Origin of the sequence: Bacillus sp. FSL M7-0558 (assembly GCF_038003245.1) — a bacterium.
Classification (GTDB): Bacteria; Bacillota; Bacilli; order Bacillales; family Bacillaceae; genus Bacillus; species Bacillus pumilus.
On the sequence record NZ_JBBOOU010000001.1, the window covers coordinates 1,321,121 to 1,346,181 of the forward strand.

Annotated in this window: 27 protein-coding genes and 3 riboswitches; of the genes, 20 read left to right on the top strand and 7 right to left on the bottom strand. The window is 40.6% G+C overall.

All coding sequences use genetic code 11. From position 1 onward, the window contains the following. Positions 1–55: 55 nt before the first annotated feature. The 4 genes from MHB79_RS06520 (at position 56) to MHB79_RS06535 (ending at position 2,364) form a co-directional block, all read left to right on the top strand. Positions 56–1,402 (top strand): TrkH family potassium uptake protein, encoded by a 1,347-nt coding sequence (locus MHB79_RS06520; RefSeq protein ID WP_003211513.1) that lies wholly within the window; start codon positions 56–58, stop codon positions 1,400–1,402. A 97-nt stretch (positions 1,403–1,499) separates the two neighbouring features. Continuing rightward, complete coding sequence (locus MHB79_RS06525; protein WP_003211987.1) at positions 1,500–2,018, top strand: DUF421 domain-containing protein; 519 nt, start codon at positions 1,500–1,502, stop codon at positions 2,016–2,018. A gap of 6 nt (positions 2,019–2,024) precedes the next feature. Next, positions 2,025–2,189, top strand: coding sequence for a hypothetical protein (locus tag MHB79_RS06530; protein WP_095117787.1), 165 nt, complete (start codon positions 2,025–2,027; stop codon positions 2,187–2,189). Then, a complete protein-coding gene (locus tag MHB79_RS06535) occupies positions 2,182–2,364 on the top strand; it encodes a hypothetical protein (protein ID WP_003211111.1) in 183 nt (60 codons plus the stop codon). The genes MHB79_RS06530 and MHB79_RS06535 overlap by 8 nt, the downstream gene beginning before the upstream one ends. A 27-nt stretch (positions 2,365–2,391) precedes the next feature. On the opposite strand, the gene MHB79_RS06540 is transcribed toward MHB79_RS06535, so the two are convergent. Then, complete coding sequence (locus tag MHB79_RS06540; RefSeq protein WP_340989358.1) at positions 2,392–3,411, bottom strand: acyltransferase family protein; 1,020 nt, start codon at positions 3,409–3,411, stop codon at positions 2,392–2,394. A 293-nt stretch (positions 3,412–3,704) separates the two neighbouring features. Between MHB79_RS06540 and MHB79_RS06545 the strand changes: the two genes are divergently transcribed. From MHB79_RS06545 to MHB79_RS06555, 3 genes are all read left to right on the top strand, one after another. Continuing rightward, positions 3,705–5,900: a PAS domain-containing sensor histidine kinase gene (locus tag MHB79_RS06545; RefSeq protein ID WP_050945176.1), complete on the top strand. Its 2,196-nt coding sequence runs from the start codon at positions 3,705–3,707 to the stop codon at positions 5,898–5,900. Between the two features lies 1 nt (position 5,901). Next, positions 5,902–6,393, top strand: a complete 492-nt coding sequence (locus tag MHB79_RS06550; protein WP_340989360.1) for a methylated-DNA--[protein]-cysteine S-methyltransferase — start codon at positions 5,902–5,904, stop codon at positions 6,391–6,393. 91 nt (positions 6,394–6,484) lie between these two features. Continuing rightward, positions 6,485–6,619, top strand: a complete 135-nt coding sequence (locus MHB79_RS06555; protein WP_003211599.1) for a hypothetical protein — start codon at positions 6,485–6,487, stop codon at positions 6,617–6,619. Positions 6,620–6,644: 25 nt separating this feature from the next. Here the strand turns inward: MHB79_RS06555 and mtnA are convergent, their stop codons facing one another. Further along, on the bottom strand, positions 6,645–7,706 hold the full coding sequence (gene mtnA / locus MHB79_RS06560; protein ID WP_050945174.1) for an S-methyl-5-thioribose-1-phosphate isomerase: 1,062 nt from the start codon (positions 7,704–7,706) through the stop codon (positions 6,645–6,647). Positions 7,707–7,712: 6 nt separating this feature from the next. After that, the gene (gene mtnK, locus MHB79_RS06565) at positions 7,713–8,906 is read right to left on the bottom strand and encodes an S-methyl-5-thioribose kinase (RefSeq protein WP_339161928.1); all 1,194 of its coding nucleotides are present in this window, start codon (positions 8,904–8,906) and stop codon (positions 7,713–7,715) included. Positions 8,907–8,985: 79 nt separating this feature from the next. Next, positions 8,986–9,144, bottom strand: a riboswitch (SAM riboswitch). Positions 9,145–9,309: 165 nt separating this feature from the next. Between mtnK and MHB79_RS06570 the strand changes: the two genes are divergently transcribed. The 6 genes from MHB79_RS06570 (at position 9,310) to MHB79_RS06595 (ending at position 14,358) form a co-directional block, all read left to right on the top strand. Beyond that, positions 9,310–10,500, top strand: a complete 1,191-nt coding sequence (locus tag MHB79_RS06570; protein ID WP_003211162.1) for a pyridoxal phosphate-dependent aminotransferase — start codon at positions 9,310–9,312, stop codon at positions 10,498–10,500. Positions 10,501–10,544: 44 nt separating this feature from the next. Then, positions 10,545–10,646: riboswitch (SAM riboswitch) on the top strand. A gap of 102 nt (positions 10,647–10,748) precedes the next feature. Continuing rightward, on the top strand, positions 10,749–11,969 hold the full coding sequence (gene mtnW / locus MHB79_RS06575; RefSeq protein WP_412056546.1) for a 2,3-diketo-5-methylthiopentyl-1-phosphate enolase: 1,221 nt from the start codon (positions 10,749–10,751) through the stop codon (positions 11,967–11,969). Then, positions 11,970–12,665 (top strand): 2-hydroxy-3-keto-5-methylthiopentenyl-1-phosphate phosphatase, encoded by a 696-nt coding sequence (locus tag MHB79_RS06580; RefSeq protein WP_050945170.1) that lies wholly within the window; start codon positions 11,970–11,972, stop codon positions 12,663–12,665. It abuts the gene before it with no gap. After that, positions 12,629–13,267, top strand: coding sequence for a methylthioribulose 1-phosphate dehydratase (locus MHB79_RS06585; RefSeq protein ID WP_003210888.1), 639 nt, complete (start codon positions 12,629–12,631; stop codon positions 13,265–13,267). Before MHB79_RS06580 ends, MHB79_RS06585 begins: the two co-directional genes overlap by 37 nt. A gap of 16 nt (positions 13,268–13,283) precedes the next feature. Then, entirely contained in the window at positions 13,284–13,814 is a 531-nt protein-coding gene (locus tag MHB79_RS06590; protein WP_003210925.1) for a 1,2-dihydroxy-3-keto-5-methylthiopentene dioxygenase, read from the top strand. Between the two features lie 301 nt (positions 13,815–14,115). Continuing rightward, complete coding sequence (locus tag MHB79_RS06595; protein WP_003211198.1) at positions 14,116–14,358, top strand: aspartyl-phosphate phosphatase Spo0E family protein; 243 nt, start codon at positions 14,116–14,118, stop codon at positions 14,356–14,358. Between the two features lie 47 nt (positions 14,359–14,405). On the opposite strand, the gene MHB79_RS06600 is transcribed toward MHB79_RS06595, so the two are convergent. Continuing rightward, positions 14,406–15,911, bottom strand: coding sequence for an ATP-binding protein (locus MHB79_RS06600; RefSeq protein WP_340989363.1), 1,506 nt, complete (start codon positions 15,909–15,911; stop codon positions 14,406–14,408). Positions 15,912–16,115: 204 nt separating this feature from the next. Here MHB79_RS06600 and MHB79_RS06605 point away from each other — a divergent pair, with 204 nt between their 5' ends. Continuing rightward, positions 16,116–16,571 (top strand): MarR family winged helix-turn-helix transcriptional regulator, encoded by a 456-nt coding sequence (locus tag MHB79_RS06605; protein WP_003211701.1) that lies wholly within the window; start codon positions 16,116–16,118, stop codon positions 16,569–16,571. A 29-nt stretch (positions 16,572–16,600) separates the two neighbouring features. Here the strand turns inward: MHB79_RS06605 and motB are convergent, their stop codons facing one another. From motB to MHB79_RS06620, 3 genes are all read right to left on the bottom strand, one after another. Beyond that, positions 16,601–17,365 carry a flagellar motor protein MotB gene (motB, locus tag MHB79_RS06610; RefSeq protein ID WP_003211671.1) on the bottom strand — a complete coding sequence of 255 codons (765 nt, stop codon included), beginning with the start codon at positions 17,363–17,365 and terminating at the stop codon, positions 16,601–16,603. Continuing rightward, positions 17,358–18,152 (bottom strand): flagellar motor stator protein MotA, encoded by a 795-nt coding sequence (motA, locus tag MHB79_RS06615; RefSeq protein WP_003212085.1) that lies wholly within the window; start codon positions 18,150–18,152, stop codon positions 17,358–17,360. Before motA ends, motB begins: the two co-directional genes overlap by 8 nt. A 374-nt stretch (positions 18,153–18,526) precedes the next feature. Further along, positions 18,527–20,635 carry an ATP-dependent Clp protease ATP-binding subunit gene (locus tag MHB79_RS06620; RefSeq protein ID WP_340989366.1) on the bottom strand — a complete coding sequence of 703 codons (2,109 nt, stop codon included), beginning with the start codon at positions 20,633–20,635 and terminating at the stop codon, positions 18,527–18,529. 244 nt (positions 20,636–20,879) lie between these two features. On the opposite strand from MHB79_RS06620, the gene MHB79_RS06625 reads away from it, so the two are divergent. The 6 genes from MHB79_RS06625 to MHB79_RS06650 all read left to right on the top strand — a co-directional run bounded on the left by MHB79_RS06625 (position 20,880) and on the right by MHB79_RS06650 (position 25,019). Then, positions 20,880–21,923 (top strand): YkvI family membrane protein, encoded by a 1,044-nt coding sequence (locus tag MHB79_RS06625; RefSeq protein ID WP_050945166.1) that lies wholly within the window; start codon positions 20,880–20,882, stop codon positions 21,921–21,923. A gap of 71 nt (positions 21,924–21,994) precedes the next feature. Beyond that, a riboswitch (PreQ1 riboswitch) is annotated at positions 21,995–22,039 on the top strand. Between the two features lie 159 nt (positions 22,040–22,198). Continuing rightward, positions 22,199–22,855, top strand: a complete 657-nt coding sequence (gene queC / locus MHB79_RS06630) for a 7-cyano-7-deazaguanine synthase QueC (protein ID WP_003211973.1) — start codon at positions 22,199–22,201, stop codon at positions 22,853–22,855. Further along, positions 22,856–23,296, top strand: a complete 441-nt coding sequence (gene queD / locus MHB79_RS06635; RefSeq protein ID WP_050945164.1) for a 6-carboxytetrahydropterin synthase QueD — start codon at positions 22,856–22,858, stop codon at positions 23,294–23,296. Beyond that, positions 23,289–24,020, top strand: a complete 732-nt coding sequence (gene queE / locus MHB79_RS06640) for a 7-carboxy-7-deazaguanine synthase QueE (protein WP_050945163.1) — start codon at positions 23,289–23,291, stop codon at positions 24,018–24,020. The genes queD and queE overlap by 8 nt, the downstream gene beginning before the upstream one ends. A 15-nt stretch (positions 24,021–24,035) precedes the next feature. Then, positions 24,036–24,533: a preQ(1) synthase gene (gene queF, locus MHB79_RS06645; protein WP_003211403.1), complete on the top strand. Its 498-nt coding sequence runs from the start codon at positions 24,036–24,038 to the stop codon at positions 24,531–24,533. Between the two features lie 267 nt (positions 24,534–24,800). After that, positions 24,801–25,019: a hypothetical protein gene (locus MHB79_RS06650; protein ID WP_044139792.1), complete on the top strand. Its 219-nt coding sequence runs from the start codon at positions 24,801–24,803 to the stop codon at positions 25,017–25,019. Positions 25,020–25,061: the final 42 nt, after the last annotated feature.

Consider the following 25,061-nt stretch of genomic DNA (forward strand, 5'->3'; position numbering starts at 1 on the left):
TCTTTTCATTAAAATGATAAAGTATTCGAAAAGATAGATAAAAGAAGGAATGACAATGAATCCTATCAAAAAGCTAATTGACCGGCTGTCAGCATTTCAGCTGATTGCCCTCTATTATTTTCTTGCTGTAACCGTATCACTTATTCTTCTCAGCCTCCCAGTGGCTCATCAAGAGGGAGTGAAATGGACATTTATTGATGCTTTATTTACGGCGGTGAGTGCGGTAAGTGTCACAGGACTCACTGTCGTTGATACCTCGCAAACATTTAGTGTGGCAGGTATGTGGATCCTTGCGTTTGTCCTGCAAATCGGAGGTATCGGCATTATGACGCTCGGTACCTTTGTGTGGATTGTCATGCGAAAAAGGATTGGGATTAAAGAAAGAAAGCTCATCATGGCAGATCAAAACCAGAGCAATTTATCAGGTATTGTGAAATTAATGAAGCAGGTCTTATATTTAATTTTGCTCATTGAGTTTTTAGGCGGTCTGATTTTAAGCATGTATTTTCTCAAATATTACGATGTGCAAGGAGCATTCTTGCATGGCTTCTTCTCAAGTATTAGTGCGACCACCAATGGGGGGTTCGATATTACAGGGAACTCGCTCATCCCTTACAAGGATGATTATTTTGTCCAATTTATTACGATGCTGCTGATCATCTTTGGAGCGATTGGCTTTCCTGTGCTCGTCGAAGTAAAGGATTATTTATTTAATCAGGACCGAAAGCACGCATCGTTTTCATTGTTTACAAAAATCACAACGATTACGTTTGGCGGTCTTGTCGTTGTTGGAGCGATTGGCATATATGCACTTGAAGCCGGGTTCAGCTTCCTAGGGAAAAGCTGGCACGAAATCTTGTTTTATTCTTTTTTCCAATCGACCGCAACAAGAAGTGGGGGTTTGACAACATTAGATATTACCCAGCTGACAGAACCGACCCTTTTATTTCTATGTATGCTTATGTTTATCGGGGCTTCCCCAAGCTCTGTGGGAGGCGGAATTCGAACAACTACGTTTGCCCTTAATTTACTCGCACTGTTTCATTTTGCTAGGGGAAATAAGTCCATTAAAATTTTCAAAAGAGAGCTTCATCAAGCGGATATTAACAAATCCTTGATGGTGACGATGATGGCCTTTATTTTGGTGTTTGGCGCTACGTTCCTGTTATCATTATCCGAGCATAATACACTTCTAGAAAATTTATTTGAAGTTTGCTCTGCATTCGGAACAACAGGGCTATCGCTAGGAATCACCTCGGACCTTACGGTGTTCGGTAAATGTATCATTATGGTCGTCATGTTTATTGGACGGATCGGCATTCCAAGCTTCTTATATTTAATTGGCCGAAGAGAAAGCGAAGCGAATTATCATTATCCGAAAGAGCGCGTCATCATCGGCTAAACAGCATTCCGAGCGAATGCTGTTTTTTTATTTCCATTATCTAACTGGCTAAATCACATGGGATGTTCGCAATCTATAGGTAAGAGGTGAACGAGACGTGCTGGATGTAATATGGAAAGCAATTGTCATGCTGCTAGTTGGTACCTTGCTGCTGAGAATAGCAGGGCCTAAATCCATTAGTCAATTAACTGTTCAACAAACAGTGATCATGATTTCAATCGGATCGATTATTATCCAACCCTTTATTGAGCACAATTTACTTGAAACGATTTATGCCGCCGCTACATTTATCATTGCACTCGTCATCATGGAAAAATTGTCTATCCAATCTGATTTCTTTGAAAAATTGGTTTCAGGGAAATCTGTGGTCATTTTGCAGGATGGAGAAATGCTTGATCACAAACTTAAGAAAACGCGGCTCACAAGGGATGAATTCAAAATGCGCTTAAAGCAGCAAGGCATTACAGACATCAGCAGTCTCAAAAAAGCCACCCTAGAAGCCAATGGACAAATCGGCTATGAGTTAAAGCCAGAGGAAAAGCCGGTGACGGTCAAACAAATGAAGGAACTTCTAGACCAATTAAGAGAAGAACTAAATATGTCAAAAAAGGACTGATTTCAGATGAAAAGAAAAGCAGCGAAAAATGAAGCACTGACAAATAATATGACACCGACAGAAAGCATGGCACATGATCAAGGAAAAACGCAATTTGATGAACATTCAAGAGATCGTCAAGCAAACCGAAATTCTCATAAAGGGAAACAAGGGGGAGGATCTCGTGACTAAGAAGCATGTAAAAAGCAAGGACATGAAAGACCATAAAAAGCCAATGGACCCAGATATCTTAGAAGAGGAATTTGGTAGTGAGCTTGGAGATATCAACAGCAGCAAATGGATTGATACGCTTGTAAAGCCTAAGAAAGATGCTGAATGTCACAATGGACACATGAATGAAAAATAGAAAAAACGATCCGCGCGGGATCGTTTTTTATTTGCTATAACTGCCCTGCCTGCCGGTGATTGTACGCATGAGATTGGTCATTTTGAGCTCAATCACTGGCTGTGCAACGGTTTTAACAAAGGTGCTAGACAGGCTAAAGGTTAACAGAATGGTCAGCAGCAATAACATGAGCACACTTGCTGCATTCAGGGCCCAGTCATCAAACCAAGTCGTTCTAAGCAGCTTAATTACAAAGCCATGTAATAAATACACATATAACGTTCTTGTGCCCCATTTTGTAAAGAAGAAACGGCGTGTTGGCACTAAAGCAAAGAAGCTGAATGTAGCGCCGAATGCAAGCAGATACCATGCCATTCGTTTCATTGCCGCAATCACTCCCTCATCACCTAGAGAAGCATATGACTGTGATCCAAATAAGAAGGAATAATCAAATTCATAGAAATAGCAAAACAAGAATACAGCCATTAATACAAGAAGTGCTGACAGCTTTCCTTTACTTGTACGGATGAATTCAAAATGCTGCTTTTTTAAATAGAAGCCAGCTAAAAACATCGGCAAAAAGACAAACGTACGCGATAAGCTCAGCGTATTGCTAATACTGTCCACGTAACCGACAAGTAACGCAATCGACAAACTGACGATCATCGCCCAGTGAAATGGCAGTTTAGAAAAAGGAATGAGCAGCAAATTCCAAAAGAATAAACTAATTAAAAACCATAAAGACCATTGCGGATCAATTGGATTTAAATTGGCCATGCTTTGATCCTGCAAGAGATAATAGTAAACGGAATAGATCACCTGAAAAATGAAATATGGGATGATCAGCTTAATAGCAACTTTTTTCATAAAACCTGGCTTTCTAAACCCTTTTGCAAAGAAGCCGGAAACCAAAATAAAGGCAGGCATATGAAAAATATAAATAAACTTGTATAAATAAAGCATCCAATCATTATCATGAATGAATGATCGTAACAAATGACCAAAAACAACTAGAAAAATCAGAAGAAATTTCGCATTATCAAAATAACTATCTCGTGAAGATACCATAACATCACCTTTCCTGCTCGATTTTAAACATAAATGTTCTAAGTGCACTGTTCCCGTATTTGCCCCATTTTAAAATACATTTTGGCTCATTTCGCTATTTGATGTGAAATTGTAGAACGGCTGTAAAAGAAGCGTAAGAAAAGAGAATCGAGGTTCGATCCTGTCATCCAAATGAAATAAATGAGACAGTCTTCGTGTAAAAAGTTATCTTTTTTTATGAGTCGAATGAAGGAACAATGAAAATATTGTAGAAATATTGTAGAGGAATGAGGCTGGAAAAGGAGTGTAAGAGAATGACTGAAACGCTCGATGGCGCAGAAGATATCAGAAAATTAGAAAAAGAGAACGAATATTTGCGAACAGAGTTGATGCAGCAAAAAATGCTGTTAAATAAGACGTTAGATGCCATTTTTATATTTGATCAGCACCTCAACATCATCCAAGCCAATGAAGCAACATGCAGGCTTGTACAGACACCGAAAGAAGACCTCCTCAATAAATCCGTTCTAGATTTCCTTTACGGCATCCCGAAAGATAAAATTGAATGCTCACTCGATCTATTTTTTCGAAAAGGTACGTTAAAAAGAGAAATCTCCATTCAGCTGGAAAATGGTGAAACAAAATACATTGAATTTGTCGCAGAGCACGACACCATGAATCAGCAATATATTGTCGTCATGCGAGATATTTCCTCAAAGAAAATATTAGAACGAGAACGCTCCATGAATGAGCAGCTGTTCAAAGATTTGTTTGACCGAGCCATTGACGGGATGGTCATTTTTGATCAGGATGGCTGCATGATTGATGCGAATCATTCTTTTTGTCAGAGCTTTGAGCTGCAAAAGACTGATTTAACCGATCGCTATTTACATGAATTTGTCGACGAAGAAAATCTTCCATCCTTACAGCACCTTTTAACGTCACTTAAAGAAACAGGGAAAGCCAAGGGAGAACTTCCCGTTACCCTTCAATCTGGCCAGTACAAATTATTCGAGCTCACCATTACATCAAATGTGATGAGTGGTTTTTATATGTCGATCATGCGGGATATTACAGAAAAAAGGTTAATGGAAGAAAAGCTGTTAAAAAGTGAGGAACGCTTTAGAGAAATTTTTGAAAATGCAATGGATGCGATCATCATATGGGCGGATGATGGAGAGATTGTGAGAGCCAATGAATCAGCCTGCCGCATTTTTGAATTGCCTATGCATTCACTGATTGGCAAAAAACTCACAGACTTTCTCGTGAAATCTGATCAGAGATATAGACCGACTAGAAGACGATATATTCGGAATCACGAAATAAGGGAAGAGCTTTTGTTCAGAATGGCAAATGGTCAGTTTAAAGAGCTCGAGTTTACATCAAAGCATGCGGTATTAGAAGGACAGCACTTAACCATTTTACGTAATGTGAGTGATCGAAAAAGGATGGAGGAGGAGCTGCGCGAAAGTGAGCTCAAATTTCGTAAAGTATTTAATGGATCAATGGACGGCATTGTTCTGTTTGATAACCAATACCGCATTATCGAAGTCAATCCATCCGCAAGCGAGCTACTAGGATTGAAAAGTGATCATTTAACGGAAATGAACCTTTTCCATATCCTTGCGCCTTATCAAATTGAACATTTGGCACAGCCTGCCCAGGCGATGTCATTAGATGAAATGGACAATGAAGTGCCATTTGTGCTGAACCACCCAGATCAGCGGATATTGGAATTCTCTTTTAAACGCAACATCATTCATAATATGAATTTGGCGATCTTTAGAGATGTGACAGAGCGGAAGGAATTAGAAGAACGGGTGAGAAAATCAGATACCCTTCATGTGGTCGGAGAGCTTGCCGCTGGAATTGCGCATGAAATTAGAAACCCGATGACAGCATTAAAAGGCTTCATTCAGCTGCTAAAAGGAAATATAGAAGGGGAGTATTCGCTCTATTTCAATGTCATCACTTCAGAGCTGAAAAGAATTGAATCGATCATCACCGAATTTTTGATTTTAGCAAAGCCGCAAGCCATCGTATTTGAAGAAAAAAATGTGGTGCAAATTGTGAAAGACACGATGGATCTGCTGCACGCACAGGCGAATCTTGGCAACGTTCAAATGCATCTCAATGTGATTGATGAGATTCCCCTCATTTATTGTGAACAAAACCAATTAAAACAAGTCTTTATTAACATTTTAAAAAATGCAATTGAAGTCATGCCGAGAAAAGGAAATGTCTATGTGAGCATTCAGCGGAAGGGCGAAGAGCATATTGTCATTTCACTGCGGGATGAAGGGTGCGGAATGGCAGAGGACAAGCTGAGGCGTCTAGGGGAACCATTTTATACGACAAAAGAAAGAGGAACTGGACTTGGCTTAATGGTTAGTTATAAAATTATTGAAGAGCATCAAGGAACCATTGAGGTAGAAAGTGAGGAAGGGGTGGGAACCGTCTTCCATCTCACGCTGCCACTGAGGCAGAAGAAACAAGAAGGAGAGCATTAATGTGTATTATACCGTCTATCACGCACCAATTGGGGCACTATACATACTAGAAAAAGACGATGCCATCATCGAGGTGATGTTTGATGATGAGCCGTTTTTAGCAAAAAAACAGGAAGCCAATCTAAAAGAAGAAGAAACGTCTGTATTACAAGAAGCAAAAAAGCAGCTAGATGAATATTTCAAGGGTGAGCGCCAAGAATTCGATCTCCCGCTCAAGCAAAAAGGAACTTCGTTTCAAGAGCAAGTGTGGGAAGCACTTTCGACTATTCCGTATGGTGAATCAAAAAGTTATGCAGACATTGCAAAAGCGATTGGTAACCCAAAGGCTGTGAGAGCCATTGGACAAGCCAACAGACGCAATGCATTACCTATTTTTATTCCCTGTCACAGAGTGATTGGAAAAGACCGTTCTCTGACGGGCTATGCAGGAACGAAGACAGATATGAAAGCGGTTCTGCTTGAATTAGAAGGTATCCCATTTGTTCAAAAATAAATCGATTGACCTGTTCCAAATGTTTTCCAAGCGACATATCCTTTTATTAAGCTAAAAAAGTTGGTTGAGGGAAAAAGGAGGGCGCTAGGGAATGTTTTGGGACAAAAAGAATAAAATGTATGCCGTCACATCACTATGTGTCAAAATGAAGGTTTTGACAGAAGAACAGAAAAAAGAAATTTTAGCAAAAACGAATGAAATAAAAAAGCGCGGTGCTCTTAAATAAGAAGTACACGGCGCTTTTTTTATGATCAGAGTGAGATGCCTTCAGTGAACAGAGCATCAATCTCTTCTGTATAGTTCGACGTGATAATCCCTTTCTCTGTAATGATCCCTGAAATGAGATGGTGAGGAGTGACATCAAAGGCGGGATTGAATACCTGAACATCAGGTGGTGCAATTTGGACGCCGTTTAATTCCTTTACTTCCAGCGGGTCACGCTCTTCTATTGGAATATCTGCCCCGTTTTTGGTTGAGATATCAAAGGTAGAAAGCGGTGCAGCTATAAAAAACGGAATTTGAAAATGCTTGGCTAAAATGGCGAGACTTAACGTGCCAATCTTGTTCGCCGCATCTCCATTACGGGCAATGCGATCAGCTCCAACAATGACTGCAGAAATTTGCTTTTCTTTCATCGTATGGGCTGCCATGTTATCTGTAATGAGCGTCACATCTACGCCGCCTTGCATGAGTTCCCATGTTGTCAGCCTAGCCCCTTGGAGAACAGGGCGTGTTTCACAGGCATAAATGTGAAGATCGAGATTTTTCTTTTTGGCTAAATAAAATGGAGCAAGGGCTGTTCCGTACCGGCTCGTGGCGATGGAGCCTGCATTGCAAATGGTCATAATCCGATCACCCGATTTAAAGAGCTGGAGTGCATTTTGACCGATTTGTCTGCATGTTTCTTCATCTTCAATTTGAATTTGAATGGCCTCATGGACAAGGTCTGTTTTGGCTGCATTGACCGAAGCTGCACGATCAATGCGCTGCAACAATCGCTCTAATGCCCAGGCTAGATTCACAGCGGTTGGACGAGCACTGTTTAAATATTCTTTTATCTGAATGACTTCTTGTCTAAACACATCAATTTCTTCTGTCTCAATGTCTTGGGCACTGAGCGCCAGTCCAAAAGCTGCTGTAATGCCAATGGCAGGTGCTCCCCGCACTTTTAACGTGACAATGGCATCATACACGTCTTCTTTTGTATATAGATGCTCAAACTCAGTTTCAGCCGGTAATTTTTGCTGATTCAAAATGTTAATATGGTTTTCTTCCCATTCGACAGAACGGGGGACTTCAAATTCTTTAGACAAAACCCGTCACTCCTTTACAGATTGCTGGAATAATGCGACGAGGTCAGACGCTGTTTCCACTGCATGATATTGTTTGATGAATGTTTTTCCGAGCGTAAGTGCTGCTTTTTTCTGCTGAATCCGTTTAGATGGTGATGGGATCGCATCGAGATCAGCGGCATGAGCAAGGCCAATCGTTCGGCGGACAAGTTCACAGCCTGCAAAGCCTGTCGCTTCTTTTAAAATACGGTTAAAGGTTGTTTCTAAAAAACTGTCTGATACACTAAACGCTTCAATGCTGTCTTCTTTCCAAGCTTTTGCGAACACTTCTTTGAAGGTTGCCCATACATTGACGACATGGTCAAAAAGGTGCTGCTGATCGTGTTCATTCTCACGGGACAAAGCATTTAGGAACAGGTTAGCGATAAAATGACCAATATCGAATCCGAAGGGACCATAAAAAGCGAATTCTGGATCAATGATTTTTGTTTCCGTCTCACTTGCAAAAATACTGCCTGTATGAAGATCTCCATGAACAAGTGTTTCGGCAGATGTCAGGAAAATACGCTTCAATTCAGCTGCTTTTGCCTGCACTTCAAGATCTGCCCAAAGCGCTTCGGCAGCTTCTCTTAATTCTTCTTCGAAATCATTTGTGCCGCTATCAAAGAAAGGATCTGTGAAGACGAGCTTTTCGGTAATGTCACAAAGGTCCGGATTCGTAAATTGCTTCACAAATTGTTTTTTAATTTTAGGATTTGTGGCAAAGTCAGAAGTGTAAAAAAGTGTTTTTCCTAAAAATTCTCCGACATGATCGGATAAATGCGGATATTGTTTTCCGGCAATTAGCCCTTTTCTGACGATTTCGAGGTGTGATAGATCCTCCATTGCCGTCACAGCAAGAGCTGTATCTGAATAATAGACTGCTGGTACGAGGTGCGGTGTATACTCTGACTGCTTGATCAGGGCAGTACTTTCGATTCTCGCACGGTCTAATGTAAGCGGCCAGCTCTCTCCGACCACCTTGGCGTAGGGCAGTGCCTGCTTGATGATCAAACCTTTTTCTTGTTTATGATCAAAAATATGAAAGACGTAATTTAAATTCCCGTCCCCGATTTCCGTACATGTCAAATGACTACTTTCTTGGATCAAGCCAAGTCTAATTGCGAGTGCAACTGCCGAGCTTTCTGTTAATTCTTCATATGATGCCGTAAGTGTAACCAATTGCTTCCCCTCCAAATCATATAAAAAAGCCTCTTTCTCCTGAGAGAAAGAGGCTTGATGGCGTGTATGCTCAAAGCCTCTCTTATCTCTCAGCACATACGTCTGATGGAATTAGCACCGTGCCCTATAAGACAATTGTCTTGGCGCTTACTTGCTGCGCCCCACTTCACAGTGGTATTAACGGTCGGTTGCTGTTGGGGTCAAAAGGCCAAATCCCTCGCCCAACTCTCGATAAGAGAAATCAATATGTCATTGTCTCGTGTCTGTTTGCATTTCTTAATTCAAGATATTATCAGAGCTGCGCTTCACATGTCAATCCTTTTTCAAAATTGCTTTACAATTCGTAAAACAATCCATTACAGTATTTGTATTGCTACGTAACTTGAATAGAAGGTGAAGAAAAATGGAATTCCAGCAATCAGATGTATTGAAACAATTACCGACACAATTTTTTGCATCCCTTGTCCAAAAGGTCCAGAAAAAGGTGCAGGAAGGCGCAGATATTATTAATTTAGGGCAGGGAAATCCTGACCAGCCAACTCCCGCGCACATTGTAAAAGCCATGCAGGAAGCGGTATTAAAACCTGAAAATCATCAATACTCGTCATTCCGCGGAACAGCGAAATTAAAAAAGGCTGCCGCTGCCTTTTATGAAAGAGAATATGGTGTCACGCTTGATCCGATGACGGAAATTGCGATTTTATTTGGCGGGAAAGCAGGGCTTGTTGAGCTGCCGCAATGTCTGCTGAATCCGGGTGATACGCTCCTTGTTCCAGACCCAGGTTATCCTGATTATTGGTCAGGTGCTGTGCTTGCTGGAGCTCAGATGGTGACGATGCCGCTTCTTGAACAAAATGATTTTTTACCTGACTATGACAGGTTGCCTGAGGATGTTAAGGAAAAAGCAAAGTTGATGTATTTAAATTATCCCAACAATCCGACAGGTGCCACGGCAAGCCGTTCATTTTTTGAAGAAACCGTTACATTCGCAAAAGATCACAAGCTCTGTGTTGTCCATGATTTTGCCTATGGCGGCATTGGGTTTGATGGGGAAAAGCCAATCAGCTTTTTGCAAACAGATGGAGCGAAAGAGACAGGAATTGAAATATACACATTGTCTAAAACGTATAATATGGCCGGCTGGAGAGTAGGTTTTGCAGCAGGAAATCCGTCTGTTATTGAAGCGATTGAGCTTTATCAGGATCACCTGTTTGTTTCACTGTTCAAAGCCACTCAAGATGCGGCAGCGGAAGCTTTGTTAAGCGACCAAACGTGCGTACAGGTGCAAAATGATCGATATGAGAATCGGCGAAATGTGTGGATTGCTGCCTGCAAGGAGATTGGCTGGGAGGTCACTGCACCAAAGGGGTCGTTTTTTGCTTGGCTAAAGGTGCCAGAAGGATATTCATCTGAATCTTTTGCTGGCGTATTATTAGAGAAAGCACATGTGGTAGTGGCGCCGGGGAATGGGTTTGGTACTCACGGTGAAGGATACGTGAGAGTAGGACTTTTAACAAATGAGGAGCGGTTAAAAGAAGCCGCTCGGCGAATCGATTCCTTGAATCTGTTTGAAAATAAGCCATTGACAACATGAATAAACGGTGCGATAATTCAGACAATATTTAAGAAAATTGAATATTCTTATCAAGAGTAGGCAGAGGGACTAGCCCAATGAAGCCCGGCAACCGACTTCCATGAAGCACGGTGCTAATTCTTGCAGCAAGCGCTGAGAGATAAGATTCGGATGAATGACACGAAACAACCTCTTTAAGGCGCTGATAAAGCACTTGGAGAGGTTTTTTTATTGACCATATGCATGACGCAATCGAAAGGGGATTCCTAGTGAGTGAATTACTGGCAACATACGTATTAACACATCGAGAGGATGAACAAGTAAACCGAAAAGCGGAGCAGATCGCGCTTGGTTTAACAGTTGGATCATGGACGGATTTGCCGCAGCTCAAAAAAGAGCAGCTTCAAAAGCATAAAGGCCGGGTGGAAAAGGTATCAGAAAAGTTTGCTCCAGCCGAAAATGGCCTATATCAATCTGAGGTGACCATTGCTTATCCTGAGGCTAACTTTTCAGCGGATATTCCGGCCGTTTTGACGACGATCTTTGGAAAGCTTTCACTAGATGGAAAAGTGAAGCTAATCGACATTCAATTCTCGGATCGATTGAAAAGAAGTCTGCCAGGACCGGTATTTGGAATTGATGGCATACGAAAAAAAGTAGGCGTGTTTGATCGACCTTTGTTGATGAGTATTTTTAAAGGTGTCATTGGCCGTGATATGGCAGATTTAAAAGAACAGCTCCGTTTACAAGCATTAGGCGGCGTTGACTTTATCAAAGACGATGAAATTTTATTTGAGAGCCCACTAGCCCCTTTTGAAGAACGAATCAAAGAAGGAAAAAAGATATTAAAAGAAACATATGAAGAGACAGGGCACCGAACGCTATATGCCGTTAATTTAACAGGCAGAACCTTTGAACTAAAGGATCGAGCAAGAAAGGCAGCTGAGCTTGGAGCAGATGCACTCTTATTCAATGTTTTTGCCTACGGGTTAGATGTCATGCAAAGCTTAGCTGAGGATCCAGATATTCGATTGCCTATTATGGCCCATCCCGCAGTAAGCGGCGCTTTGACATCATCGCACGAATATGGATTCTCCCATTCTCTTCTTTTAGGTAAATTAAATCGATATGCAGGCGCTGATTTGAGTCTTTTTCCCTCACCGTATGGGTCGGTCGCACTTCCGAAAAAAGATGCCTTTGGAATCTATGAAGCTTGTGTAAAAGAGGATTCGGTTCAAAAAACGTTCCCTGTTCCGTCAGCAGGCATTCATCCTGGAATGGTTCCAGTTTTGATGAAAGATTTTGGACTCGATCATGTGATAAATGCTGGTGGAGGAATTCACGGACATCCGCGTGGAGCCATCGGCGGAGGGAAAGCATTTCGATCGATCATTGATGCGGTGATACATGGAGAGTCGATCCAAGAGAAGGCAGCTTCTTGCCAAGACTTAAAAGCAGCACTTGAACTATGGGGAAGGGTAGCAGAATAAATGAAAAAACCAATTGTATGTTGTGATTTTGATGGAACCATTACGAAAAATGATAATATCATTCGCATCATGAAACACTTTGCACCAAGTGAATGGACGAAGCTGAAGGACGATGTTCTCACAAAGGAGATCACCATTCAAGAAGGCGTCGGGCAGATGTTTCAATTACTGACGAGTGATCAAAAAGAAGCCATTCAATCGTTTATTTTAGAAGATACAGAGATTCGAGAAGGATTCAAGCAATTTGTTGATCATGTGAAAAAGGCTGATATTCCCTTCTATGTGCTAAGCGGCGGGATGGACTTTTTTGTTTATCCCATACTCGAGGGCATTGTGGATCGAGACGATATTTATTGCAATCATGCGTCATTTGGGGAAGAGCATATTCAGATTGAATGGCCGCATGCCTGCGATTCGCAATGTCAAAATGGCTGCGGATGCTGCAAGCCGTCAATCATTCGAGAGCTGACCTGTGAGAATGACTTCATTATCATGATTGGAGATTCAGTCACCGATGTGGAGGCGGCAAAGCATGCGGATCTCACATTTGCGCGTGACTACTTGCTAAACGAATGTAAAGAGCTCGGGCTTGTCCATCTAGAGTATGAAACATTTATTGATCTTAAAGCACAATTTGATCAAATAAAGGAAGTGAAGGAATGGCAGACGCAAAGAGCAAGCGCTGGCAGGAGCTAGCAGACGTCAAACGTGAACTGGCACAAAGAGACTGGTTTTACGGAACAAGCGGCAATTTATCGATCAAGGTGTCGGATGATCCAATCACGTTTTTGGTGACGGCAAGCGGTAAAGATAAACGAAAAGAAACAGATGAAGACTTTGTTTTAGTAAATGCAGCAGGTAAGCCTGTTGATCCGAACGAACCGCTTAGACCATCAGCTGAAACATTGCTTCACAACTACGTGTATGAGCAGACGAATGCAGGCTGCTGTCTCCATGTTCATACAATCGATAATAATGTGATGTCTGAGCTGTATGGGGATAGGGGCGAGGTTCGTTTCAAAGGAAACGAAATCATCAAAGCGCTTGGTTACTGGGAAGAGGATGCAGAAGTGTCGTTACCGATTATTGAAAATCCAGCCCATATCCCGCATCTTGCAGCACAATTTGCAAAGCATCTCACTGAAGAGTCGGAATCAGGTGCTGTGCTCATTCGAAATCACGGCATCACAGTCTGGGGAAAAACAGCCTCAGAAGCAAAACGAGTATTAGAGGCGTATGAATTTTTGTTTAGCTACCACTTGAAATTAACGCTTTATCAAAAGCAGCTTGTCACATAAAAAGGAGGAAAAGCACATGGCGACGATTTTGATTCATAACGAAGAGAACACATTACTTGAAAGCGAGCAAGAGGTGGCAGCCTATTTAGAAAACCAAGGGGTCATTTATGAGCATTGGGATATTGCAAAGCTTCCAAACCGATTATCAGAAAAGTATGATTTAACAGATGAGGAAAAGGAAGAGATTTTGACTGTTTTCCAAAAGGAAATCGAGAGTATATCTGAAAAACGAGGATACAAAGCGCAGGATGTGATTTCATTATCTGACGCCACACCAAACCTAGATGACCTGCTCCAAAATTTTCAGCGTGAGCATCACCATACAGATGACGAAGTACGCTTTATTGTAAGCGGACATGGAATCTTTGCCATTCAAGGTAAGGATGGCGTCTTTTTTGACGTGAGACTGAATCCAGGCGATTTAATTTCTGTTCCGCCACATATTCGTCACTATTTTACACTTCAAGAGGATCGAAAAGTGGTTGCCGTTCGCATATTTGTCACAACTGAGGGCTGGGTGCCAATTTACGAGGAAGAAAAGGTTTAATGACAAAAGCTGATCATTCCGCATGAGGCGGAAGATCAGCTTTTTTTTAGGGAAATAGACATAAAATGAGAAAGAAAATAGTTGATTTTGATCTTCTACATAGGATAAAATTCTGTTTAATCCATGTGTCAGTCCTGTCCAAATTTGAAGTTTACCCCCAAATATGATTGGGTAAGAGGTCTTTAGGCTGTAAAAAATTAAATAAAATTAGCATATTTAATTTAATTTACAAATAAAGTATAATTTTGGTGTCGGATCATTTTGAGCATAGACAGTCGAATTCATTGCGGGAGCTGAGATCATGAATATTTATGTAAGGAAAGAACAATTGCTAATGTCCATTGATGAGAAGAGAAAACAGATGGTAGAAGCTGCTCAAGCAGAAGGCTACACTGGTGAGACGACAATTAAATATAGTCAAGAACTGGACAACCTGATGAATGAGTATCAGCATCTCCTTTTTCATGAGAAACAATCTGCCCCCTCCTTTCATGATCTTGTATCTCAAATGAGTCTTCTATCTGTGAACCGTCCCTCTTATTGACATGAAAAAACCGGTCTTGCCTAAGCAAAACCGGCTGAATGTTTCAGCTATGCTGAGTGAGCAGAAGGAAGCATGATCATGACGGTTGTTCCTTTATTCACTTCGCTCTCGATATCAATTGTTCCGCCATACATCGAAATGATTCGTTTACACACAACAAGCCCAAGACCTGTCCCTTTTTCCTTCGACGTAATAAAAGGGAGGAAGATATGTTTTAACATTTCTTCTTGTATGCCTTCACCCGTATCCTTCACTTTAATAATGACTTGTTCTTTTTCAGCCTCAATCAAAATCTTCAAATGACCGCCATTTGGCATCGCTTCTAACGAGTTCTTCGCTACATTTAATACGACTTGTTTAATGTGATCCTTTGTGCAATATACCCCAACATCTTGAATCGTATTAATTTGCAAATCAACCTCAACATTATAAAGGTTCGCCTCAGAGAAAACGATCGGCATGATCTCACTGACAATTTCTTTGACAGAGTTATTCTGCCATTTTTCTGCCGTTGGTTTCCCTAATACAAGAAACTCACTGACGATTTGATTGATTCGTTTAATTTCTTCTTCAATGACAGAAAAATAGAGCTGATCTTCTTCAGAGTGATACTTCTTTTGCAAAAGCTGTATAAATCCACTAATCCCTGTTAATGGGTTGCGAATTTCGTGTGCCGTACTTGCTGCGAGGGTTCCGATTAATTCAAGCTTTTGCGCTTCATTTTGGTGACGCTCCTGCTGGGTTTGACGCCTTAAAATGACATATTGAACAAGTGTGAATAAAATATTTAATAAAATAAAAGCACTGGATAAAGGGATCAGCATAACAGACAGCACTTCACCTGTAGAAGCGCGCTGCGGATAGACCTCTAGCTTCCAGCTGTTTTCATCTAAATATGTAGACACGGTGCTGCCATTTTCTGATGCTGGCTGTGGACCACTTGTAAACACGACATGTCCATTTTGATTCAGCATCTTAAAATGAAGATCAGGGTTCAATACATTCATAATATTTCTTAAATAATCAATTTGAATGGCGGCGACTAGCACATTGGTGACTTCTTCGTTTTCATCCAGCACAGGCACGCAAATGGAAAGAATCCGCTGTTTTGTAATTCGGCTCACATAGTTATCTGTGATCACCGTCTGCTTGGTCACTTGAATGCGCTTAAAGTAATCTCTGAATGATAGGTTGATTTTTTCCTTTAATGGTGTGGTGCTTACTGTTACATTTCCTTTTTTGTCTAGGAGATACAGGCCTGAAAAACGAGGTTCTTGTTTATAGATTTTCTCTAGGATGTTTTTTACTTTTTTCGTCTCAAGAGGCTGGTCAAATCCCATGGCAAGTGAAGTTAATCTCGCTTCTGTTTCACTAATTAAATAATTCATTTGGTTTTTGTGAATATTTAACATAAGTGTAGCAGTTTGTTTGTTTTTTAAGTCGATTTTTTCCGTTTCTTTTTCATAGATAAAATAACTAATGATTAGGGTTGGAATCATGACCAAAATAAGGTACAGCCTGATCTTCTTCCAAAACCCTTTCAGTATACTCATCATTCATCGCTCCAACGTATTACCTAATAGACTTATTATAGCATTGAACATATGTTTATTACGATGACTTGTGTGATTTTTAAAAAATTAGGTGATTCGTTCTGGTCTCATTTTCATGCTAAAGATAGATCAAAATGTTGACATTTTACTTATTGTTTATTAATGTCACATTAGTGGGGTGTATTTCATAAAGGATGATAAAAAATGGAAAATCATAATGTTGAAAAATCTTTGAAATTATTTATTGTATTATCACGTGCCTATCGCTCAATTAATCATCACATGAACAAACATATTGTGAAGCACGGGCTGAATCCGACTGAATTTGCAGTATTAGAATTGCTGTATCATAAAGGGGATCAGCCGCTTCAGCAAATCGGTGATAAGATTTTACTTGCAAGCGGCAGCATCACGTATGTGGTCGATAAATTGGAGAAGAAAGAACTCCTTAGTCGTAAGGCTTGTGCAGAAGACCGCAGGGTCACATTTGCGCATATTACCGAGCAGGGACGAGCTTTGCTTGATGATATCTTCCCAGATCATGCGAAAGAAATTCATGAGATGATCAGTGTCCTGAGCGAAGAAGAGAAGGATGCCTGCATTGACATGCTTAAACATGTGGGACTGCGTGCAAAACATTTATATGATCATAAAGAATAAATAAAAAAGGAAGCCGAGGGCTCCCTTTTTTATTTTGCTTTTTTCTCAATCGGTAAAATAAGTACTTCTACGCGTCGGTTTTTACTTCTGCCTTCTGCTGTGTCATTTGAAGCGATTGGCTTGAATTCACCGAAACCTTTTGTACTAAAGTTTTCTTGGTTTAAATTGCTGTTCTCAAGAAGAATACTCAAAAAGTTTACAGCACGTATGGCACTTAAATACCAGTTGGATTCAAATTCTGAATTTCTGATCGGAACATTATCAGTATGTCCGCTAATGACGATGTCACGAGCGGGGTTAATGACGAGTAGTTTTGAGATTTCCTTTGCTAACGGGACATCTTGAGGGCGAATAATCGCCCGGCCAGAATCAAAGAAGATACTGTCTTCTATTGTAATGAGCAAACCTTCGTCTGTGAGCTTTGTTTCGAGCTTAGCTCCAAGTTTCTTATTGGCAATGAAGGAATCCACTTGCTTTTTGACCTTTGTGAGAACGGCATGATCTCGAGCTTTCGCTTGAGCTTCTTCATCCTCTTCAGCTGCTTTTTTGGTCTGGTTGCTATTTTCAGTTTCTTCAGTGCTTTGCATGCTGGTTTGATCCATGACACCTGTACCGCCCGTAAAGACGACATTAAAAGACTTGGCCATCTGTTCATACTTTGCCGCATCAATCGAACTTGATGCAAAAAGCACAATGAAGAGAGCGAGTAGAAGCGTCAGAAGATCGGCATAAGGGATCAGCCAAGATTCATCTACATGGTCATCGTGATCATGTTTTTTACGTTTCCTAGCCATTTTGTTTTTCTCCTTCTTCAATGACAAGATTTGCACGTTCTTTCGCTGGTAAGTACATGAGAAGTTTTTGTTCAATCACTTTTGGAGATTGACCTTCAAGAACAGAAAGGATCCCTTCGATCATAATTAGACGAAGTTTTACTTCTTCCTTTGATTTACGCTTTAGCTTGTTGGCAAATGGATGCCATAACACATACCCTGTAAAAATCCCAAGCAGTGTGGCAACGAAGGCTGCACTGATTGCATGTCCAAGTGCTTCAATATCTCCCATGTTAGCAAGTGCAGCAATAAGTCCGACAACGGCGCCAAGTACACCAAGCGTCGGAGCGTATGTACCGGCTTGTGTAAAGATTAATGCGCCTGACTGATGTCTTTCAGACATGGCGTCAACTTCCTCTGTTAAGACGTCGCGAATAAATTCTGCACTTTGACCGTCAACCGCCATGCTTAAGCCGTTCTTAAGGAAATCGTCATCTACTTCCTCAATGCTAGCTTCTAATGCTAAAAGACCTTCACGACGCGCAATTTGTGCCCAGTTTGAAAAAAGAGGGATCATTTCTTGAATCGTTGGAAGCTTGTTGTCTTTAAAAATTTTGCCGAACAATTTTGGTGTTTTCTTAATTTCACTAGATGGGAATGCGATGACAACAGCTGCAATCGTCCCAACCACAATGATCAATATAGCCGCTGGGTTGATAAGAGCGGTTAGACTTACACCTTTCAGAACCATACCGACACTCAGTGCAATAAATGCTAAAATAATACCTATTAACGATGTTTTGTCCATTATCTCACCAAATCCTTTAACTATCTTTTTCTATAGTTAATATCGGTGTCTTCTAGAAGGGTTTTAGTCTGAATATCAAATTAAGGCAGTTTCTGTGAAGAATTTTTGACGAAAGCGCTTTCTATTACCTTAAAAAAGAAACTCCCTCTGATATAAAGGGAGTTTCTTTTTAATTTCTTTGAGCGGTTTCAATTAAAAGCAGCTCTTTTAATTTTTCCTCATACATGATTTTGACAAGATCATAGCTCCAATTCATCATGTGATCCACCTCTTTTTCTTTTATCTTAAAGGAATAGAGGCGGGGGAGCGTCGGCGTGCGGATGGAACTTAGACACCGCAACATGATGGAGCTATAGATCCTTCTTAAGATGTACTTATCCTTTTTTTACGACAATTTCGTTATCTTCAACTTCTACAGTAAATCCTGAAAGCTGTTCTTCTTCAAGCAATATTTCCGTCATTTGATCTTCAACATGCTCTTGAATGGTTCTTCGCAGTGGACGAGCACCAAATGCAGGATGGTATCCAAGTTCTGCAATTTTTTCTTTCGCTTCTTTTGTCACATGGACTGTTAAATTTTGCTCTTTTAATTGTTCTGATAGCTCATTGAGCAAAAGATCCACAATCTTCACTAAATCATCTCGATCTAATGAATCAAACTGAATGATGCTGTCAAAACGGTTCAAGAATTCTGGCTTGAAATAGGCGCTGAGTGAATCAATGAGTGATTGCTCCTCAATTGCTTCTTCCTGATCAGACTGGAAGCCGACTTTGACCGTTTTATCTGTGCTGCCTGCGTTACTTGTCATAATAGTGACCGTATCTTTAAAGCTGACGGTTCTACCTTGGCTATCTGTTAATCGGCCATCTTCCATGATTTGAAGGAACATGTGCTGCACATCAGGGTGTGCTTTTTCGATTTCATCCAGCAAAATGATGCTGTATGGTTTTCTGCGTACTTTTTCCGTCAGTTGACCCGCTTCATCATGTCCAACATAACCAGGAGGAGAACCGATGAGCTTAGATACTGAGTGTTTCTCCATGTACTCACTCATATCTAAACGGATGATCGCATCTCTTGAACCAAATAATTCTTCAGCTAGTGTTTTTGACAATTCGGTTTTCCCGACACCTGTTGGTCCAACGAATAGGAAGGAGCCAGTTGGTCTATGTTTCGATTTTAAGCCGGCTCTGCTTCTCTTCACAGCTTTCGCTACCTTTTCAACCGCATGTTCCTGACCGATCACTCGTGCTTTTAAGCGGACGTCAATTTCTTTCATTTTGGTTTGTTCGTCTGCTTGCAGTTTGCCGACAGGGATGCCTGTTTTTTGTTCCACAATGGCTTGAATGTCTTCTGCTGTGACGACATGTTCTTTGTCATTTGTTTTGTTTTGAAGTCTAGCTTCAATGGCCTCTTCTTCATCTCGAAGCTTCGCTGCTTTTTCGTATTGTTCTTCTTTTAAAGCGACTTGTTTTTCAGCAGCAATTTCTCTCAGACGATTTGTTAGTTCATCTTCGCTTGCTGCATCAATGGAGAGGTTCGCTTTTGAACCTGCTTCATCCATTAAATCAATGGCTTTATCCGGCAGATGACGGTCTTGAATATACCGGGAAGATAATTGAACACACGCTTGAATGGCTTCGTCTGAATAGGTGACGCCATGGTAGCTTTCGTACTTATCTTGAATGCCTTTTAAAATTTCGATCGCTTCAGCTTGTGTTGGCTCATCTACAATGACGGGCTGGAAGCGTCGTTCAAGTGCGGCATCTTTTTCAATTTGACGATATTCTTTTAATGTCGTCGCACCTACTAGCTGGAGCTCGCCTCGTGCAAGAGCTGGTTTTAAGATGTTTCCAGCATCCATTGACCCCTCGGCAGATCCTGCGCCTACAAGAAGATGGATTTCATCTACAAATAAGATAATATTTTTACGGCTTTGCAGTTCTTTAATTAATTGCTTCATTCTTTCCTCAAATTGACCACGTATCCCTGTATTCGCTACAAGGGAGGAGACATCTAATAAATAGATTTGTTTGTTCTTTAATTTATTTGGTACATCGCCACTTGCAATTTTCAATGCAAGTCCTTCAGCGATCGCTGTTTTCCCAACACCTGGTTCACCAATGAGGACAGGATTGTTTTTATTTCTTCTATTTAAAATCTCAATGACTCTTGCGACTTCTTCATCACGGCCGATGACTGGATCAATTAAACCAGCATTTGCGCCATCTGTTAAATTGCGGCCAAGTTCATCAAGTAAGCCTTTTTGCTTTGGCTGCTCTACGTTTTGCGTATGTCCTGCTTGCTCTTGCCCAGAGAAGAATGAGCTTCCTCCGAACAATTGAGGTCCCATTTTCATTTTTGATTGCTCCATCAAAGAGGTGTAGCAATCTTCACATAAAACCATTTGGCTCCGGGATGAATTCACTTGCATATTCAGGCGAATTGTTGCTTCATTTACTTGACAATGTTGACAACGCATTTGCCATGACCTCCTTATGATAAAAGTTTGACTTTATTTGACCAATGAATGTTAAAGAAAATGGTCTGTTGTTTGACCATCTTTGACTATAGTATACTCTGACCTATTTTGACTTTCAACTGTTTTGCTCAAAGGCGGGTGAAAATCCTTTTTTGCATTTAATCATGGTTTGTCCTTCTTTTCAAGGAACTTGTCTCATAGGATAAAAAAAGACAATCGAAAGTGATGGGTGCGGAGGGGTCACATGAAACGTTCAAATGAATCCGCTTTTCAGCTTGCCTTTGTATATGTAGGAACAGTGGTTGGAGCTGGGTTTGCGACCGGAAAAGAAATCGTAGAATTTTTTGTTCGTTTTGGCTGGATTGGATTATTCGGAATCTTGATTAGCGGCGCTATTTTTACTGGACTTGGGGCAAAAATGATGCTCATTTCTAAACGAATTGAAGCAGAGTCTTATCAAGATATGAACCGGTTTCTATTTGGCGCAGCTGCAAGCAGGTATATTAATGTCGTCATGTTTTTTATTTTATTAGGCGTCACTTCAGTGATGATTTCTGGCGCAGGTGCTATATTTGAAGAGCAGCTTGGCATATCGAAGGAATATGGGATCTTTTTGACGATCATTCTGAGCGTGATTGTGCTTTTGAAAGGATCAAAAGGATTATTTGGTGTCAATGTTCTCGTCGTCCCAATGCTTATTTTCTTTTCAATGATTGTGTTTCTTGATTCATTCGTTTTTAGCAGTAGTGAAAGTTATGTTCTTGCGCTGCAAATGGGTGAGGGAGAGTGGATTTTATCAGCTATCTCATATGGTGCTTTTAATTTGGCACTTTCTCAAGCAGTGTTAGTGCCCGTCGCAAATGAAATGACCTCTGAAGCGGTGATTAAAAAGGGAGCTGTGCTTGGGGGCGTCATGCTGACAATTATTTTATTTGTATGCTTTTTATCTCTTTCTTCATTAGATATGCTGGAGGCGTTTGATATTCCAATGGCTCAGGTCGTGTATCAAGTAGCAAATTCCATTCACCTCATTTATTTATTTGTGATCTTCGGCGAAGTCTTTACATCCGTCATAGGCAATTTATATGGACTTGAGAGACAAGTGAGGGCGTATATACGAATGAACAGTGTCTTGACAATATCCCTTATTCTCTTATGCTGCTATGTGATTAGTAAAATTGGTTACGGTACATTGATATCAACAGTTTATCCTATTTTTGGCTATGTGAGCATCTTTTTTATCCTCTTTCTTTTTCTAAAAAAAGTGCCTGCATCACATGATAAGTAAAGAAAGGATAGCCTGCATGGAAAATATGTGGTACACTATCCTCTGTGAAAATTGAACAAAAATCCGTGTAAACGGGAGAGGTTCTAGCAAAACCCTCTATAAAAAACTAAGGACTTGCCGTATCCTTGGATGTGGCATTTTTTATTTTTTATGGCTGGGACACCTCATACACATGTAAAGGTGTCTTTTCTTTTGAGAAAAATAGGGGTTTTCATGAGCCTTTCAGATGCAGCTTTGTACGATAGTATAGATCTGCAAAAGGAGGAGAACAGAAGATGAAAAATGAAAAAGCAGTCGTTGTCTTTAGCGGGGGACAAGACAGTACGACATGTTTATTATGGGCACTTCAACAATTCGAAGAGGTAGAAACCGTGACCTTTCATTATAATCAGCGTCATCAAGAAGAAATTGATGTCGCCAAAAGAATTGCTGACAAGTTAGGTGTGAAGAACCATCTATTAGATATGTCTCTTTTGAATCAGCTGGCACCAAATGCTTTAACAAGAGATGACATTGACATTGAGGAAAAAGAAGGAGAGCTGCCTTCCACATTTGTACCAGGACGAAACTTAGTATTCTTATCTTTCGCTTCTATTCTTGCGTATCAGATCGGTGCAAGACATATTATCACAGGTGTATGTGAAACAGACTTTAGCGGCTATCCAGATTGCCGTGACGAGTTTGTAAAGTCTTGTAATGTCACAGTGAATTTGGCGATGGAAAAACCATTTGTCATCCATACACCACTCATGTGGCTCAATAAAGCAGAAACATGGAAGCTGGCAGACGAGCTGAATGCGTTAGATTTTGTGAAAAATGAAACGCTCACTTGCTATAATGGCATCATGTCTGATGGCTGCGGGGAATGTCCTGCGTGTAAGCTTCGGAAAAAGGGCTATGACACTTATATGGAAATGAAGGAGGCAAAATAAATGCTTTCTCAAATCTATCCACAAACGAATCATCCATACTCATTTGAATTGAATAAGGATATGCATATATCAGCTGCCCATTTCATCCCAAGAGAGGATGCAGGTGCTTGCAGCCGTGTACATGGTCACACGTACACCATCAATATAACCATTGCTGGAGATGACCTAGATGAATCGGGTTTCCTTGTCAATTTTAGTACACTGAAAAAACTTATTCATGGACAGTATGATCACACGCTACTCAATGATCATGAGGAATTCTCATCATCCGATCCATACGCGATGCCTACTACAGAGGTTGTGGCAAAGACAGTCCATGACAAAGTCGCAGCATATTTATCGACTTTAGCAAATAAACCAGTATGTGTTCAGGTCTTTGTTAGGGAGACACCAACAAGCTACTGCATTTACCGGCCGAAACGAGTTGAACACAATGGCTAAAGCAATTCCTGTATTAGAAATCTTTGGTCCGACCATTCAAGGAGAAGGGATGGTCATTGGACAAAAAACCATGTTTGTCAGAACGGCTGGCTGTGACTACTCTTGCAGCTGGTGTGATTCCGCCTTTACTTGGGATGGATCAGCAAAGCATGACATTCAGTGGCTTCACGCAGAGGACATTGTCAAGGAATTAAAAAGAATAGGCGGACAGGCTTTTTCTCATGTCACCATTTCAGGGGGAAACCCTGCGCTTTTAAAACAAATGGAATCACTTATTGATTTGCTACACGAAGAAGGAATTGATACAGCGCTTGAAACACAAGGGACAATGTATCAGGACTGGTTTTTGAAAATTGATGATTTAACCATTTCTCCGAAGCCACCAAGCTCAAATATGAAAACAGATTTCGCGAAACTCACACGTATCATAGATGAGCTGAAAAACGGAAATAGATTGCAACATGCAAGCCTAAAGGTCGTGATTTTTGACGATCATGATCTAGCCTATGCAAAGGATGTTCATGCGAAATATCCAGAGCTTCCTTTTTATTTGCAGGTAGGAAATGATGACACGACAACAGGTGATGATGCGTACTTATTGACGCACTTATTAAAGAAGTATGAAGCGCTTGTCGATCAAGTAGCGCAAGACCCAGACTTAAATCGCGTAAGAGTGCTGCCGCAGCTGCACACATTATTATGGGGCAATAAACGAGGCGTATAGAAAGGAAGAGACGACATGACGACAAGAAAACCAGAAGAATTAGAAGGTGTCACTTTACTAGGAAATCAAGGAACCAATTATTTGTTTGATTATGCACCACAAGTGCTTGAAACATTTCCGAATAAACATACAAATAGAGATTATTTTGTGAAATTCAACTGCCCAGAATTTACATCACTTTGTCCGCAAACAGGTCAGCCGGATTTTGCGACAGTTTATATCAGCTATATCCCAAATGAAATCATGGTTGAAAGTAAATCATTAAAATTGTATTTGTTCAGCTTCCGTAACCATGGTGATTTTCATGAGGATTGTATGAATATTATTATGAACGATCTCATTGAATTGATGGACCCAAGATACATTGAAGTATGGGGCAAATTTACACCAAGAGGCGGTATTTCAATTGACCCGTACACGAACTACGGAAAACCTGGTACCAAATATGAAGAAATGGCTTCATATCGCATGATGAATCATGATATGTATCCTGAAACGATTGATAATCGCTAATAAAGGAAAAGACATGCCTAATGACATGTCTTTTTTTATGGGTTTGAATGGGATGAATTAGATTGAAGTGATAAAAAAAGAGAAGAGTCATGTCGCTCTCCTCATAAAAATGGGAATAGAACTTGCTAGGACGGCTGGGGGCTACCAGCTCGTAAATTTATTATACATGACAGAACGTATGTTTGTAAAGATGAATTGTGTTTTTTGCTTATCTTATTTGCTTTGAGATAAAATAGAGGCAATGAACGAATAACGGAGGCGTTTGAGTTGGCAAACAAAGAAGAAAAGACAGAGAAGCTGCTGATGGAACTAAAAGAAGAGCTTCAAATGCTTGAACATCAAAACAAAGAACGATATAAATGGAGTGCCTCCACATTGCTTGGAGTGATTGCACTTTTAATCGATAAAGGCGTTATCACCCCAGAGGAAGTTGACATGTACAAAACGAAAGCGGAAATGCAAACCTTTCATACGCAAAAAGACTGACACTAGTACAGGTGAAATAATAAGAAAAGGACATAACAAATT

What these genes read in the sequence shown, in the direction of transcription:
- MHB79_RS06600 (WP_340989363.1), bottom strand. Translation starts at nt 15,911, where the DNA reads ATGAGTATACTGAAAGGGTTTTGGAAGAAGATCAGGCTGTACCTTATT.
- MHB79_RS06625 (WP_050945166.1), top strand. Translation starts at nt 20,880, where the DNA reads ATGAAACGTTCAAATGAATCCGCTTTTCAGCTTGCCTTTGTATATGTA.
- queD (WP_050945164.1), top strand. Translation starts at nt 22,856, where the DNA reads ATGCTTTCTCAAATCTATCCACAAACGAATCATCCATACTCATTTGAA.
- MHB79_RS06530 (WP_095117787.1), top strand. Translation starts at nt 2,025, where the DNA reads ATGAAAAGAAAAGCAGCGAAAAATGAAGCACTGACAAATAATATGACA.
- MHB79_RS06595 (WP_003211198.1), top strand. Translation starts at nt 14,116, where the DNA reads ATGAATATTTATGTAAGGAAAGAACAATTGCTAATGTCCATTGATGAG.
- motB (WP_003211671.1), bottom strand. Translation starts at nt 17,365, where the DNA reads ATGGCTAGGAAACGTAAAAAACATGATCACGATGACCATGTAGATGAA.
- MHB79_RS06570 (WP_003211162.1), top strand. Translation starts at nt 9,310, where the DNA reads ATGGAATTCCAGCAATCAGATGTATTGAAACAATTACCGACACAATTT.
- MHB79_RS06580 (WP_050945170.1), top strand. Translation starts at nt 11,970, where the DNA reads ATGAAAAAACCAATTGTATGTTGTGATTTTGATGGAACCATTACGAAA.
- queC (WP_003211973.1), top strand. Translation starts at nt 22,199, where the DNA reads ATGAAAAATGAAAAAGCAGTCGTTGTCTTTAGCGGGGGACAAGACAGT.
- queE (WP_050945163.1), top strand. Translation starts at nt 23,289, where the DNA reads ATGGCTAAAGCAATTCCTGTATTAGAAATCTTTGGTCCGACCATTCAA.
- MHB79_RS06540 (WP_340989358.1), bottom strand. Translation starts at nt 3,411, where the DNA reads ATGGTATCTTCACGAGATAGTTATTTTGATAATGCGAAATTTCTTCTG.
- MHB79_RS06605 (WP_003211701.1), top strand. Translation starts at nt 16,116, where the DNA reads ATGGAAAATCATAATGTTGAAAAATCTTTGAAATTATTTATTGTATTA.
- motA (WP_003212085.1), bottom strand. Translation starts at nt 18,152, where the DNA reads ATGGACAAAACATCGTTAATAGGTATTATTTTAGCATTTATTGCACTG.
- MHB79_RS06590 (WP_003210925.1), top strand. Translation starts at nt 13,284, where the DNA reads ATGGCGACGATTTTGATTCATAACGAAGAGAACACATTACTTGAAAGC.
- MHB79_RS06555 (WP_003211599.1), top strand. Translation starts at nt 6,485, where the DNA reads ATGTTTTGGGACAAAAAGAATAAAATGTATGCCGTCACATCACTATGT.
- MHB79_RS06585 (WP_003210888.1), top strand. Translation starts at nt 12,629, where the DNA reads ATGGCAGACGCAAAGAGCAAGCGCTGGCAGGAGCTAGCAGACGTCAAA.
- MHB79_RS06620 (WP_340989366.1), bottom strand. Translation starts at nt 20,635, where the DNA reads ATGCGTTGTCAACATTGTCAAGTAAATGAAGCAACAATTCGCCTGAAT.
- MHB79_RS06545 (WP_050945176.1), top strand. Translation starts at nt 3,705, where the DNA reads ATGACTGAAACGCTCGATGGCGCAGAAGATATCAGAAAATTAGAAAAA.
- MHB79_RS06520 (WP_003211513.1), top strand. Translation starts at nt 56, where the DNA reads ATGAATCCTATCAAAAAGCTAATTGACCGGCTGTCAGCATTTCAGCTG.
- queF (WP_003211403.1), top strand. Translation starts at nt 24,036, where the DNA reads ATGACGACAAGAAAACCAGAAGAATTAGAAGGTGTCACTTTACTAGGA.